The organism is Pseudomonas sp. FFUP_PS_473 (assembly GCF_002858665.1).
GTDB classification, from domain to species: Bacteria; Pseudomonadota; Gammaproteobacteria; order Pseudomonadales; family Pseudomonadaceae; genus Aquipseudomonas; species Aquipseudomonas defluvii.
Genome location: NZ_PJQQ01000023.1, coordinates 74,247 through 87,412, shown reverse-complemented (window position 1 = coordinate 87,412; position 13,166 = coordinate 74,247). Strand labels below are relative to the sequence as shown.

Annotated in this window: 11 protein-coding genes and 1 pseudogene; 6 read left to right on the top strand and 6 right to left on the bottom strand. The window is 60.4% G+C overall.

Going from position 1 to position 13,166, the window contains the following annotated elements; genetic code table 11:
• Positions 1 to 100 precede the first annotated feature (100 nt).
• Positions 101 to 1,465, bottom strand: coding sequence for a PLP-dependent aminotransferase family protein (locus CYD26_RS16785; RefSeq protein WP_102053110.1), 1,365 nt, complete (start codon positions 1,463 to 1,465; stop codon positions 101 to 103).
• Positions 1,466 to 1,554: 89 nt separating this feature from the next.
• On the opposite strand from CYD26_RS16785, the gene CYD26_RS16780 reads away from it, so the two are divergent.
• Both CYD26_RS16780 and CYD26_RS16775 read left to right on the top strand, forming a co-directional pair.
• On the top strand, positions 1,555 to 2,508 hold the full coding sequence (locus tag CYD26_RS16780) for a threonine dehydratase (protein ID WP_065761762.1): 954 nt from the start codon (positions 1,555 to 1,557) through the stop codon (positions 2,506 to 2,508).
• 105 nt (positions 2,509 to 2,613) lie between these two features.
• Complete coding sequence (locus CYD26_RS16775; protein WP_065761761.1) at positions 2,614 to 3,267, top strand: LysE family translocator; 654 nt, start codon at positions 2,614 to 2,616, stop codon at positions 3,265 to 3,267.
• Here the strand turns inward: CYD26_RS16775 and CYD26_RS16770 are convergent.
• Positions 3,225 to 4,046: an AraC family transcriptional regulator gene (locus CYD26_RS16770; protein ID WP_065761760.1), complete on the bottom strand. Its 822-nt coding sequence runs from the start codon at positions 4,044 to 4,046 to the stop codon at positions 3,225 to 3,227. The two genes, CYD26_RS16775 and CYD26_RS16770, sit on opposite strands and share 43 nt — an antisense overlap.
• Positions 4,047 to 4,157: 111 nt before the next feature.
• Between CYD26_RS16770 and CYD26_RS16765 the strand changes: the two genes are divergently transcribed.
• Positions 4,158 to 4,646, top strand: a complete 489-nt coding sequence (locus CYD26_RS16765; protein ID WP_065761759.1) for a GyrI-like domain-containing protein — start codon at positions 4,158 to 4,160, stop codon at positions 4,644 to 4,646.
• A 133-nt stretch (positions 4,647 to 4,779) separates the two neighbouring features.
• Positions 4,780 to 5,007: pseudogene (locus tag CYD26_RS16760) on the top strand (SRPBCC domain-containing protein); the annotation flags it as partial.
• Positions 5,008 to 5,062: 55 nt separating this feature from the next.
• Here the strand turns inward: CYD26_RS16760 and CYD26_RS16755 are convergent.
• A complete protein-coding gene (locus CYD26_RS16755) occupies positions 5,063 to 5,533 on the bottom strand; it encodes a MaoC family dehydratase (protein ID WP_099773846.1) in 471 nt (156 codons plus the stop codon).
• A gap of 36 nt (positions 5,534 to 5,569) precedes the next feature.
• Positions 5,570 to 6,514, bottom strand: a complete 945-nt coding sequence (locus tag CYD26_RS16750; protein WP_099773847.1) for an alpha/beta hydrolase — start codon at positions 6,512 to 6,514, stop codon at positions 5,570 to 5,572.
• A gap of 222 nt (positions 6,515 to 6,736) precedes the next feature.
• On the opposite strand from CYD26_RS16750, the gene fadD2 reads away from it, so the two are divergent.
• Both fadD2 and fadD1 read left to right on the top strand, forming a co-directional pair.
• Positions 6,737 to 8,425 (top strand): long-chain-fatty-acid--CoA ligase FadD2, encoded by a 1,689-nt coding sequence (gene fadD2, locus CYD26_RS16745; RefSeq protein ID WP_102053109.1) that lies wholly within the window; start codon positions 6,737 to 6,739, stop codon positions 8,423 to 8,425.
• A gap of 288 nt (positions 8,426 to 8,713) precedes the next feature.
• Complete coding sequence (gene fadD1 / locus CYD26_RS16740; protein ID WP_102053108.1) at positions 8,714 to 10,411, top strand: long-chain-fatty-acid--CoA ligase FadD1; 1,698 nt, start codon at positions 8,714 to 8,716, stop codon at positions 10,409 to 10,411.
• Positions 10,412 to 10,458: 47 nt separating this feature from the next.
• Here fadD1 and CYD26_RS16735 read toward each other — a convergent pair whose 3' ends face one another.
• Together CYD26_RS16735 and CYD26_RS16730 are read right to left on the bottom strand one after the other, a co-directional pair.
• The gene (locus CYD26_RS16735) at positions 10,459 to 11,766 is read right to left on the bottom strand and encodes an FAD-binding oxidoreductase (RefSeq protein ID WP_065760697.1); all 1,308 of its coding nucleotides are present in this window, start codon (positions 11,764 to 11,766) and stop codon (positions 10,459 to 10,461) included.
• Between the two features lie 29 nt (positions 11,767 to 11,795).
• On the bottom strand, positions 11,796 to 13,160 hold the full coding sequence (locus tag CYD26_RS16730; RefSeq protein ID WP_065760696.1) for a glutamine synthetase family protein: 1,365 nt from the start codon (positions 13,158 to 13,160) through the stop codon (positions 11,796 to 11,798).
• Between the last annotated feature and the right edge of the window lie 6 nt (positions 13,161 to 13,166).

Here is a 13,166-nt window from a genome sequence, read left to right as displayed (position 1 = left end):
ACCTGAACCGCCGTGTACGGAACCGTACGCACGGTGGTGTGAGAGGACGGCGGGTGTGAACTCGCCTCCTACTCGATAAGGGTATAAATAACTGCGTTGGTTATGTTGTGCAGGGTTCTTTAATCGGTTTTTGATTGAGCACATGTGCAATACGTTCCAGTGCCTGTTTGAGTACTGCCCGGTCGGTGGCCGCCGAAAGGCTCACCCGAATCGCGGGCAGATCCCCTTGTTTGACGGCAAAGACTTCTGCCGGCACCACATCCACGCCCTCGGCCCGACAGGCCGCCGCCATCACGGCACCAGGTCGCTGCCCGGTGAGCCAGAGATGGGGGGAGGGGGTGCTGTCATCCTGCAGTGCCGCGCCGAGGACCTTGCGCGCCAGGCGCCAACGCTGTGCGATTTCCTCGCGCTGCCAGGCCAGGCGCCGCTCGGCTGTACCGTCGGATAGCCAGCGGTTGGCAATCTGCACGCTGAGCGGCGATACAGGCCAATGGGTCGCCTGGGTATGTGGATCGATCCGTTGCAGCAGCTCAGTGTCGGCCGCAATCCAGCCCAGGCGCAGCCCAGCGCCGACGGTTTTCGACAGGCTGGTCACCAATACACCCTGTCGACCCAGCAAAGGGAAAAGCGGCGGGCTGTCGGTGAGTGCACCGTAGACATCATCTTCAATCAGCAACAATCCATGCTGCCTGACCACGGCGGCGATCTCGCGTTGCCGCTGCGGTGATGGACAACTGCCGGTCGGGTTATGCAGGGTGGGTGTCAGCACCACTACGCGGGCACCGGTGGCGCGGGCCATGCGTTCCAGGTCATCGGGGCGGATGCCGTGCTGATCCAGCGCAACGCCGTGCAAGGGCAGGCGCAACTGACGGCAGGCGGCCTTGATGCCGGGGGCGGTGAGGGCTTCGACCAGTACCGGGTCGCCCGCCTGACACAGCGACAACAGCAGACTGAACAGGCCTTGTTGGGCCCCCGCGCAGAGCAGCACCTGTTGCGGCGAAAGGCTCAGGCCACGGTTACGCAGCCAGGTGGCGCCAAGTGCGCGCCCCAGTAGAAGCTCATCGGCGGTCAGGTAGTGTTCCAGGCGCTGGGTCTGGTTGTTGTCTATCAACGTCTGTAGTGCGCGCTCGACGTCGTCGTTGTGTTGATTGACGGCCGGTACGTTGGTCGACAGGTCGATGCGGGCCGCTTTGCCCTGTTTCAGGCAGAACAGCGTGGCCTCCTTGCTTCCCGCCAGCACGTAGGTGCCCCGGCCAACTTCGCCACTGACCAGATGGCGGGCGGCGGCCTCGCGGTACGCCTGTTGGGTGGTGCTGGGGTTGAGGCCCAGTGCCCAGGCCAGGCGCCGTTGTGGCGGCAGACGATCACCTACCTTGAGTTCACCACACTCGATAGCCTCGGCAATGGCCTCGACCAAGGCCAGGTAGCGTGGCTGGGGGGTGTTGGGCAGGAGCGGTATCCACATGTATTGTCGGCCATGCAATATAAGGTTTTACCCATACAATGCGTGATGACTAAGATCGGGTCAAACCCTGACCCGAGAAGGTGATTGCCATGTTTGATTTACCTGCGCTGCGCGATGCTGTTCGTTTGATCCGCCCCAGCATTCCTGCCACGCCTCAGTATGCCTGGCCGCGTCTGGCCGAGCGCTTGGGTTGTGAGGTGTGGGTCAAGCATGAAAACCATGCCCCTACCGGTGCATTCAAGGTTCGGGGCGGCCTGCTTTATGTTCAGGCGCTGTTGGCGACTTCACCCGGTGTTCGGGGGCTGGTCACCGCCACGCGCGGTAACCATGGGCAGAGCCTGGCGCTGGCGGCACGTAATGCCGGGTTGCCGATCATTATTGTCGTCCCCGTGGGCAACTCGCGGGAAAAGAACGCAGCAATGCGGGCCCTGGGCGCCCAGTTGATCGAGTTCGGCCAGGATTTCGATCAGGCGCGCAGTGAGGCGGCCCGGTTGGCACGGGAACTGGGCTATGAGCTGGTACCGGCGTTTCATCCGGAACTGATCCGCGGCGTCGCCACCTATGCGTTGGAGCTGTTCGAGGGCGTTGACCAGCTGGATTGTATCTACGTGCCCATCGGTATGGGGTCGGGGATTTGTGGCCTGATTCGCACCCGTGATCTGCTGGGCTTGCGCACCGAGATCGTCGGTGTGGTGTCAACGCAGGCCGATGCCTTTGCTCAAAGCCTTGAGCAGGGTTGTATCGTCACCACCGAGAGCGCCGATACCTTTGCCGATGGCATGGCTTGCCGTATGCCGCAGCCTGAAGCGTTTGAAATTGTGCGTGCGGGTGCTGCACGGATTGTGCGGGTCAGCGACGAGGAAATCGCCGAGGCGATGCGGGTTTTTCATGAGGACACGCACAATACTGCGGAAGGCGCTGGAGCTGCAGGCCTTGCGGCGTTGGTGCAGGAGCGTGAGCGGCAGCAGGGGCGCAAGGTTGCCGTGATTCTCAGTGGGGCGAATGTCGACCGTGAACGCTATGCCCAGGTGCTGGCGGGTTGAGTTGCCGTCTCTGAAGCGCTTGTGACCAGGCAATTTTTTCCAATACGCAGCGGATGCAACAGGGTTTAATGAGCGCCTGTTTGCAATACCTGTAATGGACGGTTCATGCCTTTTTCCAATGGATTTCTTCTGAGTTTGTCACTGTGTCTGGATATCGGTGTGGCCAACATCGCCATGATCACTCTGGCCATGCGTCGCGGTTTTTTTCAGGGCTTCTGGCTGGGTTTGGGAACCTGTATCGGCGATCTGCTTTATGCCGTGGCCGCGCTGGCGGGAATGACGGTACTGTTGCAGTACACGGCAGTACGTTGGGTGTTGTGGGTGGGGGGATCGCTGCTGCTGGTGTGGTTCGCTGTAAGGATGCTGGTCACTGCCTTACGGGGGGATGCGCACTTGAACACCAGTGATGAGGTGGTCGTGGAGTCACCGTGGCGTGAGTTCATGCGCGGTGTTTTCCTGGCCATGTCCTCACCTAGCGCGATTCTCTGGTTCGCTGCGGTAGGCGGTGTACTCATCTCGCGCTCTGGCGGCGGCAGCCTGCTGGAGGCTGGCGTGTTCCTGGCCGGCTTCTTCGCTGCCGGGGTGCTCTGGAGCCTCTCGTTGTGCCTGGTCGCCAGCCACGGCGGGCGTTTGCTTGGCGACCGTTTACTGACCTGGTCGTACCTGGCGTCGGCAGGGATCTTCTGCTATTTCGCGGTGTACGTGATCGTTTCCGGTTACCGCGAGTTTATCCTGGCGGTGCCCGCAACCGCCCTGTGAGCCATCCAGTAAGTGTGGGGTGTCAGGCCTTGCGTCCGGCGAAAGGCGTTGATGAAGTGGCTTTGATCATAGAAACCCAAGGTTGCCGCCACCTCTTGTGGATGCAGGCCGCCGCGTAGATGCCGACGTGCCTCGCTCAGGCGCAGTTGCATGTGATACTGCAGTGGTGCCAGCCCGGTGGCCTTTTTGAAGCAGCGTACAAAATGGTACTTGCTCAAGCGAGCTATGCGGGCCAGTTCATTCAGCTCCAGGCGTCGCCACAGGTGTTCACGCATGAACTGTACGGTGTGCAGGACTGCACTGCGTTGTTCGCCGGGTGTGCTCGAAGGCTGTTCAAGCAATTGGTTTAGCAGGTTGATCAGCGCCTCTTCGTCCTCCTCTGGTGATTGCGCACGTACGCGCGCGAAGTCGACGATGGCCTGGAACAGCCCAGGGTGTTGCAGTACCCCTTGGTCGAAGCTCGGGCAGCCGTTGGGGTGATCAAGGTTGTTCTCGGCAATGACGCGCGCCAGGGCTTGGGGCGACAGGTGCAGGCTGATGTACTCGACCCCGCTTGGGCCGAACGCCGAACCCTGGACGGCCAGCGGGTTGTACACCGTCACTTGGCCGGGATTGACGTCCAGGCTACGACCATCTAGCCAGATGTGCTCATCGCCTTGAAGGTTGGCGCTCAGCACATACTCATCGTGGGTATGTCGTGGAAAACTGGCCGCCTGGGCCTTGACCCAAGAGGCCTCGACCAGGCCGCAGGCATGCAGGTGTTCGGTGATCAGGGCCATGGCTGGTTTCCCGGAACGGACAATGCGGCTACGCTAGCCCAGAGGCATGGCCCGGTGCAATGAGGGCAGTGGCCATGACGTGCAATGCTCAACCTGTATGGAGGCACAGCTATGTCGACCCTGAAGGACGCCGGGTTTGCACCGGCGCGTTATGAAAATGGCCGTGCGTTCACCATTGCCGGGCTTGGCGAGCGTTACACCCAGCAGACCCTGCAGGGCATTCCGGTACTCTGGCAACGCTTTGCCCACCATATCGGCAAGGTGCCGGGGCAGGTCGGTCACGACACCTATGGCCTATGCTGCAATCCTGATGGTCAGGGTGGTTTCGAGTACATCGCCGGGGTCGAAGTGACGAGTACCGAGGCGCTGGCGCAGACGTTCCGCTGGTACGCCTTGGCGCCACAGCACTATGCCGTATTTGAGCACCGGGGGGCGATATCCGCTATTGGCCAGACGTTCGAGCGGATCTGGAAGGAGTGGTTGCCAGGTTCGGGTGAGCAGGCCGCCGATGCGCCGGAGTTCGAGCGTTACAGTGCTGATTACGATCCGGGCAGCGATAACAATGTGGTTGAAATCTGGCTGCCACTGAAAGCCCGGTAGTCGAAGCGTTCTGGGAGGCATTTTCGCTGCATGGGCTGCGTGTACATCAGCCTGTTCAGTGCGTGAGTTTCAACCTTGGTCGCTGAGGAGAACAACACGATGAGCCCTCTAACGCCTGATCCGGGCAGAGTGGCTTTGGCTTACCGATGCCTTCGGGCCGGGGTGGGTGCCATCGACCAAGGCCTTCATGACGGCCGTGGTGACGTTCGAGGAGTTCCACGGCAAGACGCTCTATACCGCCCGTGCCTGGCACTGGAATGCTGCAGATTGCCAGGCCCATGATGACATGGGTTTTCATCGCGGCTGGGGGGAAAGTGTCGAGCGCTTGGTGGCGCTTGTTACCGATCAGATGCCGGATTGACACCAGCTGCCTGGACGGCGCTTTTGCGTGCGCCGTCCAGGCCAGTAGTCTGGGCTTAGCCGATGGTGATCGGTGGTGGGCTCACCAGGTCTACGGTCTGCTGTTTGCGTGGCGCGAGGATTTCGGCTACGCCGTCTACCACCAGTTCATCGTTCTGGTTGAACACGCGGGTGGCGATGCGCACCTTGAACTTCGGCAGCTTCTCGAGAATTTCCAGGCGAACGGTCAAGGTATCGCCGAATTTCACGGGCTTCTGGAAGGTCATTTGCTGACCCAGGTAGATCGTGCCCGGGCCAGGCAGCTCGCAGGCGACGGCGGCGCTGATCAGTGCGCCACTGAACATGCCGTGGGCGATACGCTCTTTGAACATGCTCTTGGCGGCGAACTCTGCATCCAGATGCACCGGGTTGTGGTCGCCGGACATGGCGGCGAACAGCTGGATATCACGTTCTTCGACGGTCTTGCTGAAGCTGGCGGTCTGGCCGACTTCGAGGGCTTCGTAAGGCGTGTTGGTGACCTGGGTCATTGAGGTGGAGTCCTTCAGGTTCGACGAGGCAGGGGGTTATTCACAGCGAGGGGGGCGGCCAAGGGCCAGGGCCCGCTCGAGCCAGTCAATAACTGTAGCCGTAACTTCGTCGCGGTTGGTTTCGTTGAACAGCTCATGCCGGGCTTGCGGATACAGTTGCAGCTGCACGTGCTGGTTGCCGGCCAGACGCAATGCACCAGCCAGATCCTTGAGACGCTTGCCGGCACTGACCGGATCACATTCGCCGCCAATGATCAGGATTGGCAGGTTCGGATCGATCTGTGCGAGGTTGTTCGGCTGGCTGATCTGCTCCAGCCCCATGAGCAGATCGATCCACAGGCGATTGCTGCAGCGAAAGCCGCACAAGGGGTCGGAGAGGTACTTGTCGACCTCTACAGGGTCGCGGCTAAGCCAGTCGAACGCCGTGCGGTTAGGTCTGAAGGCTTTGTTGAAGGTACCGAATGACAGCCACTCGATCAGTGCGCTGCGGCCCACGGGCCCCTGGCGCCAGGCTTCGAACCGAGCGATCAGGCAGGCCGCTCGGTACAGCGCCGGTGGCTGGAAGTTGGAACCGCTGAGAATCGCCCCTTGCAGGCTCGCACTGTGGTGCAGCAGATAGGCTTGGGCAATGTAGCTGCCCATGCTGTGGCCGAGCAGAAACACCGGTGTACCGGGGTATTGTTGGCCAATGTATTGATTGAGCAGCCCCAGGTCATTGACCACCTTGCTCCAGCCCTCATGTTGTGAGAACAGGCCTCGCGTACCCAGCTCCGCCGTTCGACCGTGACCGCGTTGGTCATGGGCGTAAAGGGCGTAGCCAGCGGCACTCAGCGCTTCGCCCAGTCGCTGGTAGCGGCCTGCATGCTCGGCCATGCCATGGGCCAGCAGTACTACGGCCTTGACCGGGCCGGTTGGCAGCCACTGATAGACATAGAGGCTGCAATGATCGCTGGCCGGCAGCCAGAAGGCGTCATGGTGCATGGCGGCTCCTTTTGCGCATATCGCGTGATCTGCTCAGTGTATATCCCAGTCAGGAGGGGGACTGGCCACTGGCAACAGGATTCACATCCTTAGTTACAGAGCTTGTCAGATATGCCGTCTTTGGCGTGTTTGCCGTCCGAGGCATACCTGCTAACGTCGGCAAAGCACCGTTGTCTGGAGACGAGACGGTCCGGAACGGCTCAGGTATGAGGACAAGAATAAATGCAAGCTGATTTCTGGAATGATAAACGCCCTGCGGGGGTTCCCTCGCAGATTGACCTGAGCGCCTACAGGTCGGTCATTGAAGTGTTCGACCGCTCATGCAAGCGATTTGCCGACCGCCCGGCATTCAGCAACCTTGGGGTGACGTTGACCTACGCCGAGCTTGATCGTCACTCGGCAGCCTTTGCTGCCTACTTGCAACAGCATACCGACCTGGTCCCCGGTGATCGCATCGCGGTGCAGATGCCCAACGTACTGCAGTATCCCATTGCAGTATTTGGTGCCCTGCGTGCGGGGCTGATCGTGGTCAATACCAATCCGCTGTATACCGCCCGCGAAATGCGTCATCAGTTCAAGGACTCGGGTGCCCGTGCCTTGGTCTACCTGAACATGTTCGGCAAATTGGTTCAGGAGGTTCTGCCCGATACAGCGATCGAATACTTGATCGAAGCGAAGATGGGCGACCTCTTGCCAACGGTCAAAGGCTGGCTGGTCAACACGGTTGTCGCCACGGTCAAGAAAATGGTTCCAAGCTACCACTTGCCACAAGCGGTGCCCTTCAAGCGCGCGTTGAAGCTGGGGCAGGGGCATGCCTTGAGGCCTGTGTCGTTGGGCCTGGACGACGTCGCGGTGCTGCAATACACCGGTGGTACCACGGGCCTGGCCAAGGGCGCGATGCTGACCCATGGCAACCTGGTGGCGAACATGCTGCAGGTGCTGGCGTGTTTTTCCCAGCTTGGCCCGGACGGCCAGAAGATGATCAAGGATGGCCAGGAAGTGATGATCGCGCCGTTGCCGCTCTATCACATCTATGCGTTTACCGCGAATTGCATGTGCATGATGGTGACGGGCAACCACAACGTATTGATCACCAATCCGCGAGATATTGGCGGTTTTATCAACGAGCTGAAGAAGTGGCGTTTCACCGGTCTGCTGGGGCTTAACACGTTGTTCGTTGCACTGATGGAGCACCGGGCCTTCAAGACGCTCGATTTTTCTGCATTGAAGGTCACCAACTCGGGCGGTACGGCCCTGGTCAAGGCCACGGCGGAGCGCTGGGAGAGCCTGACGGGCTGCCGTATCGTCGAAGGCTACGGCTTGACCGAAACCTCTCCGGTGGCCAGCACCAACCCGTATGGTCAGCAGGCCCGCCTGGGGACGGTGGGCATTCCGGTGCCGGGTACGGCCTTCAAGGTTATCGACGACGAAGGGCATGAAATGCCCTTGGGTGAGCGTGGCGAGCTGTGTATCAAGGGGCCGCAGGTCATGAAAGGCTATTGGCAGCGTCCAGAGGCTACTGCCGAGACGCTGGATGCCGAAGGGTGGTTGAAGACGGGTGATATCGCGGTCATTGATCCGGATGGCTTCACCCGGATTGTCGATCGCAAGAAAGACATGATCATTGTCTCGGGATTCAATGTGTACCCGAATGAAATCGAAGATGTGGTCATGGCGCACCCGAAGGTGGCCAACTGCGCAGCCATTGGTGTGCCAGACGAGCGCTCTGGCGAAGCGGTGAAGCTGTTCGTGGTGCCACGTGAACAGGGCATCAGCCTGGAAGAGCTCAAGGCCTACTGCAAGGCCAACTTCACCGGTTATAAAGTGCCCAAGCACATCGTGCTGCGCGAATCGTTGCCCATGACGGCGGTGGGCAAGATCCTGCGCCGCGAGCTGCGTGACATCGCGTGACGTGATGCGCATCGTCGGCAATGCAGCCTCTTGCAGGAGATGCGCTGCCGGCGATGTGACGGGAACAAAACCGCACTCGTAGACTAATTACTCTAAAAGTGACTATTGATAGTCTATAAGTCATTTTTGTGACTGTTTAGGCTGCTTTAGCCCTAGGCGGGCCTTGGCAAAGCTGCTACTCTCGGCGCGCTTCTGAGCATTCGGTTTGCAATAAACCGGAACTTAATATCAATAATAATCGCATCGACTGCGGTGAAGAATTCGCTGGTGCTGGAGGAGTGGGCTTCCATGATCGAGAACTTTTGGAAGGATAAGTACCCAACCGGGATTGCCGCGCAGATCAATCCGGATGAGTACCCGAATATCCAGGCGGTATTGAAGCAGTCCTGCCAACGTTTCGCTGATAAACCGGCCTTTAGCAACCTGGGCAAAACCTTGACCTACGGAGAGTTGTACGAACTTTCCGGGGCATTTGCCGCCTGGTTGCAACAGCACACTGACTTGCAGCCCGGCGATCGTATCGCGGTGCAGTTGCCAAACGTATTGCAGTACCCCGTTGCAGTGTTCGGTGCCATGCGGGCCGGCCTGATCGTGGTCAATACCAACCCGTTGTATACCGCACGGGAAATGGAACATCAGTTCAATGATTCCGGCGCCAAGGCGCTGGTCTGTTTGGCCAACATGGCACACCTGGCGGAAAAGGTTGTGCCCAAGACCCAAGTCAAACACGTCATTGTCACCGAAGTTGCCGATCTGTTGCCACCGCTCAAGCGTTTGTTGATCAACAGCGTCATCAAGTACGTGAAAAAGATGGTGCCGGCGTATCACCTGCCCAAGGCGGTCAAGTTCAATGATGTCTTGAACAAGGGCCGTGCTCAGCCGATCAAGGAAGCCAATCCGGCCAGTTCCGATGTGGCGGTATTGCAGTACACCGGCGGCACCACCGGGGTGGCCAAAGGGGCAATGCTCACCCACCGCAACCTGGTGGCCAACATGCTGCAGTGCAGGGCGCTGATGGGCTCCAACCTCAATGAAGGCTGCGAAATCCTGATTACGCCGCTGCCGCTTTATCACATCTATGCCTTCACCTTCCATTGCATGGCGATGATGCTGATTGGCAGCCACAACATCCTGATCAGCAACCCGCGTGACTTGCCGGCCATGGTCAAGGAACTGTCGAAGTGGAAGTTCAGCGGCTTTGTCGGCTTGAACACCCTGTTCGTGGCCCTGTGCAACAACGCCGATTTCCGCAAGCTGGACTTCTCGGCGCTGAAGATCACCCTGTCGGGAGGCATGGCGTTGCAGATGTCGGTTGCCGAGCGCTGGAGAGACGTCACAGGCTGTGCCATTTGTGAAGGCTACGGCATGACCGAAACCAGCCCGGTAGCCGCCGTCAACCCGGCCGAACGCAACCATATCGGCACCATTGGCATTCCGGTGCCCTCGACACTCTGCAAGGTGATCGATGATGACGGGCGTGAACTGGCACTGGGCGAAGTGGGTGAGTTGTGCATCAAAGGCCCGCAAGTGATGAAGGGCTACTGGCAGCGCGAGGATGCGACGGCCGAGATCCTTGATGCCGATGGCTGGCTCAAGACCGGCGACATTGCCGTGATTCAGGCAGACGGTTACATGCGCATCGTCGACCGCAAGAAGGACATGATTCTGGTGTCTGGCTTCAACGTCTATCCGAACGAACTTGAGGATGTGCTGGCTGCGCTGCCGGGTGTATTGCAGTGCGCGGCAATCGGCGTGCCGGATGAGAAATCTGGTGAAGTGATCAAGCTCTTCATCGTTGCCCGCCCCGGCGTCACGCTGACCAAGGAGCAGGTGATGGAGCACATGCGCGCCAACGTCACAGGTTACAAGGTGCCGCGCTTCATTGAGTTTCGTGATGCACTGCCGACCACCAACGTTGGCAAGATCCTGCGCCGCGAACTGCGCGATGAAGAACTGAAGAAACTGGGTCTGAAGAAGATTGCCTGAGGCACTTGCGCCGGCTCCATGGGAGCCGGCCTTGGCCCGCAATGGCTTTAGCGCAGTTTCTCAAGCATCTGGTAATACCACATGCCGGCCGCCAACAACGGATTGCCCAGCACATCGCCCATTGGCACCTTGATGTGCTTGCACCCGGCAAAGGTATCGAATTTTTCCAGCGTCCCGGTCATGGCCTCAGCCATGATCTCGCCCATGATATGGCTGGTGGCGATGCCATGGCCGGAGTAGCCCTGGCAGTACCAGACGTGCTCCGACAGCTTGCCCAATTGCGGGATGCGGTTGACCACGATACCCATGGCACAACTCCATTGAAACTCGATCGGTATGCCCTTGAGTGCCGGAAAAGTGCGCTCGATGCATGGGCGCAGTTCACCGGCAATATCCCGTGAATCACGTCCGGAGTAGTTGGCGCCACCGCCGAACAGCAGGCGACCATCGGCGGTCATGCGGTAGTAGTCGAGTACGAAGCGACAGTCGTAGACCGCCAGGTCCTGTGGGTTGATCTGGTGCGCCAGCTCGCCCAGCGGGGCGGTCGTGACGATGCCGCCCATGGCGGGAAAGATCTTGCCTTTGAGCTGGCGTTTTTCCAGTTTGTGGTACACGTCGCCTGCCAGCAGCACCTGACGTGCGTCGATCCGGCCATGGGCAGTGACCACGGCCGGGCGAGGGCCATGGATGATGTCCAGCACTTCGGAGTTCTCGAAGATCAGCGCGCCCAGTTGCTGGGCAGCACGGGCTTCACCCAGGCACAGGTTGAGTGGGTGCACATGCAGGTTGCGGCGGTTTTTCAGTGCCCCGATGTACAAGGGGCTGTCCAGGTGTTCGCGTACACCCTGGCGGTCCAACAACTCGACCTGATCGCCCATGCCGCGGGTTAGCGCTTCATCATAGGACGCCTGAAGCTCGTCCAGATGCGACGCTTTCATCGCCGCATGCAGGTGGCCTCGCTTGAGGTCACAGGCAATGTTGTAGCGCGCTACCCGCTGTTCGATGATCTGGTGACCGCGCCAGCGCAGGTGCCAGATGAAATCGTCGACCTCATCGCCGAGGCGCGCACGCATCTGCTTGCGCATCGCTTCATCGCCCGACAGGCTGCCGGTGACCTGGCCGCCATTGCGCCCGCTGGCCCCCCAGCCGATCCGATGGGTTTCGACGATGGCGACTTTCAGGCCGCGTTCGGCCAGCTCCACGGCGCTGGCGACACCGGTGAAGCCGCCCCCGATGATCACCACGTCGACGCTCACGTTGCCGTTCAGGCGTGGGTACTCGGTGAAGTCATTGAGGCTGGCGCTGTAATAGGAGGCGCTACGCGGGGCGGGGCCGTGGTTAAGTGCTGCGTTCATGGGGTAATCCTTACTAAAAGAGTGAGCGGTCAGGCTTGGGTCAGGTACCAGCGCCAGTCCTGTTCGCCGACTTCGGCCATGAACTGTCGGTATTCGGCGCGTTTGACCGCCATGTAGACACCGAGGAACGCCCCGCCGAAGGCTTCGTGCGCCCAAGACGAACCTTGCAGGGCATTGAGTGACGTCAGCCAGTCGGTTGGCAGCAGTGTCTTGGCCTGGGCATAGCCGTTACCTTCAACCGGTGCGCCCGGGTCGAGTTGCTGACGAATGCCGTGATGCAGGCCGGCCAGAATGGCAGCTGCAGCCAGATAAGGGTTGGCGTCGGCGCCGCAAATGCGGTGCTCGATATGCCGGGTGTGGGCTGGGCCGCCTGGCACACGCAGGCTCACCGTGCGATTGTCCACGCCCCAGGTCGGCGCCAGCGGTGCATAGCTGTTGGCCTGGAAGCGCCGGTAGGAGTTGGCGTTGGGGCAGAACATCAGCAGCGAGTCGAGCAGCACATCGAGCATGCCGGCGACCGATTGGCGCAGCAGGGGTGTGCCCGCCTTGTCTTCGCTGGCATAGAGGTTGTTGCCCGCGCGGTCGGCGAGGCTGACGTGCATGTGCATGCCGGTACCGGCCAGGTGATCGAACGGTTTGGCCATGAAGCAGGCTTGCATGCCGTGCTTGTGTGCGACGCCTTTGACCAGGCGCTTGTAACGTACCGCCTGGTCCATGGCTTCGAGTGCATCGCCGTGCTCCAGGGTGATTTCCACCTGCCCGGGGGCGTACTCGGAAATCGCCGTGCGTGCGGGAATACCCTGGGCCTTGCATGCCGCATACAGGTCCGCCAGGAAGGGTTCGATCTGTTCGAGTTCACGCAGACCGTAGACCTGGGTGCCTCGCGGTCGTCCGCCATCAGCGTCACGTGCCGGTTGTGGGCGGCCCGCCGCGTCGCGTTGCTGGTCGAGCAGGTAGAACTCCAGCTCACAGGCCATGACCGGGTAGTAGCCGTCGGCTTTGAGCGCGTCGATCACGTTGATCAGCACGTGCCGAGGATCGGCGATGGCGGCCGGTTGCCCTTCAGTCGGGTGCATGCTGACCTGCACTGCGGCAGTAGGGATCTGTCGCCATGGCAGGCGCACCAGGCTGCCCTCAAGCGGGTAGGCGCGGCAGTCGATATCGCCGACGTCCCAGACCAGCCCGGAGTTTTCGACATCTTCGCCGTTAAGGGTCAGGCCCAGAATAGTGCTGGGCAGCGGGCGACCGCTCTCATAAACCGCCAGCAGTTCCTCGCGGTGCAGCAGCTTGCCGCGCGGCACGCCGTTGGCGTCGAGGATGAACAGCTCGATCATTTCGATATCGGGGTTGGCGGCCAGGAATGCCTGGGCCTGCTCGGGGTGAGCAAAGTGCATGAGTGT

What these genes read in the sequence shown, in the direction of transcription:
- CYD26_RS16785 (WP_102053110.1), bottom strand. Translation starts at nt 1,465, where the DNA reads ATGTGGATACCGCTCCTGCCCAACACCCCCCAGCCACGCTACCTGGCC.
- CYD26_RS16780 (WP_065761762.1), top strand. Translation starts at nt 1,555, where the DNA reads ATGTTTGATTTACCTGCGCTGCGCGATGCTGTTCGTTTGATCCGCCCC.
- CYD26_RS16775 (WP_065761761.1), top strand. Translation starts at nt 2,614, where the DNA reads ATGCCTTTTTCCAATGGATTTCTTCTGAGTTTGTCACTGTGTCTGGAT.
- CYD26_RS16770 (WP_065761760.1), bottom strand. Translation starts at nt 4,046, where the DNA reads ATGGCCCTGATCACCGAACACCTGCATGCCTGCGGCCTGGTCGAGGCC.
- CYD26_RS16765 (WP_065761759.1), top strand. Translation starts at nt 4,158, where the DNA reads ATGTCGACCCTGAAGGACGCCGGGTTTGCACCGGCGCGTTATGAAAAT.
- CYD26_RS16755 (WP_099773846.1), bottom strand. Translation starts at nt 5,533, where the DNA reads ATGACCCAGGTCACCAACACGCCTTACGAAGCCCTCGAAGTCGGCCAG.
- CYD26_RS16750 (WP_099773847.1), bottom strand. Translation starts at nt 6,514, where the DNA reads ATGCACCATGACGCCTTCTGGCTGCCGGCCAGCGATCATTGCAGCCTC.
- fadD2 (WP_102053109.1), top strand. Translation starts at nt 6,737, where the DNA reads ATGCAAGCTGATTTCTGGAATGATAAACGCCCTGCGGGGGTTCCCTCG.
- fadD1 (WP_102053108.1), top strand. Translation starts at nt 8,714, where the DNA reads ATGATCGAGAACTTTTGGAAGGATAAGTACCCAACCGGGATTGCCGCG.
- CYD26_RS16735 (WP_065760697.1), bottom strand. Translation starts at nt 11,766, where the DNA reads ATGAACGCAGCACTTAACCACGGCCCCGCCCCGCGTAGCGCCTCCTAT.
- CYD26_RS16730 (WP_065760696.1), bottom strand. Translation starts at nt 13,160, where the DNA reads ATGCACTTTGCTCACCCCGAGCAGGCCCAGGCATTCCTGGCCGCCAAC.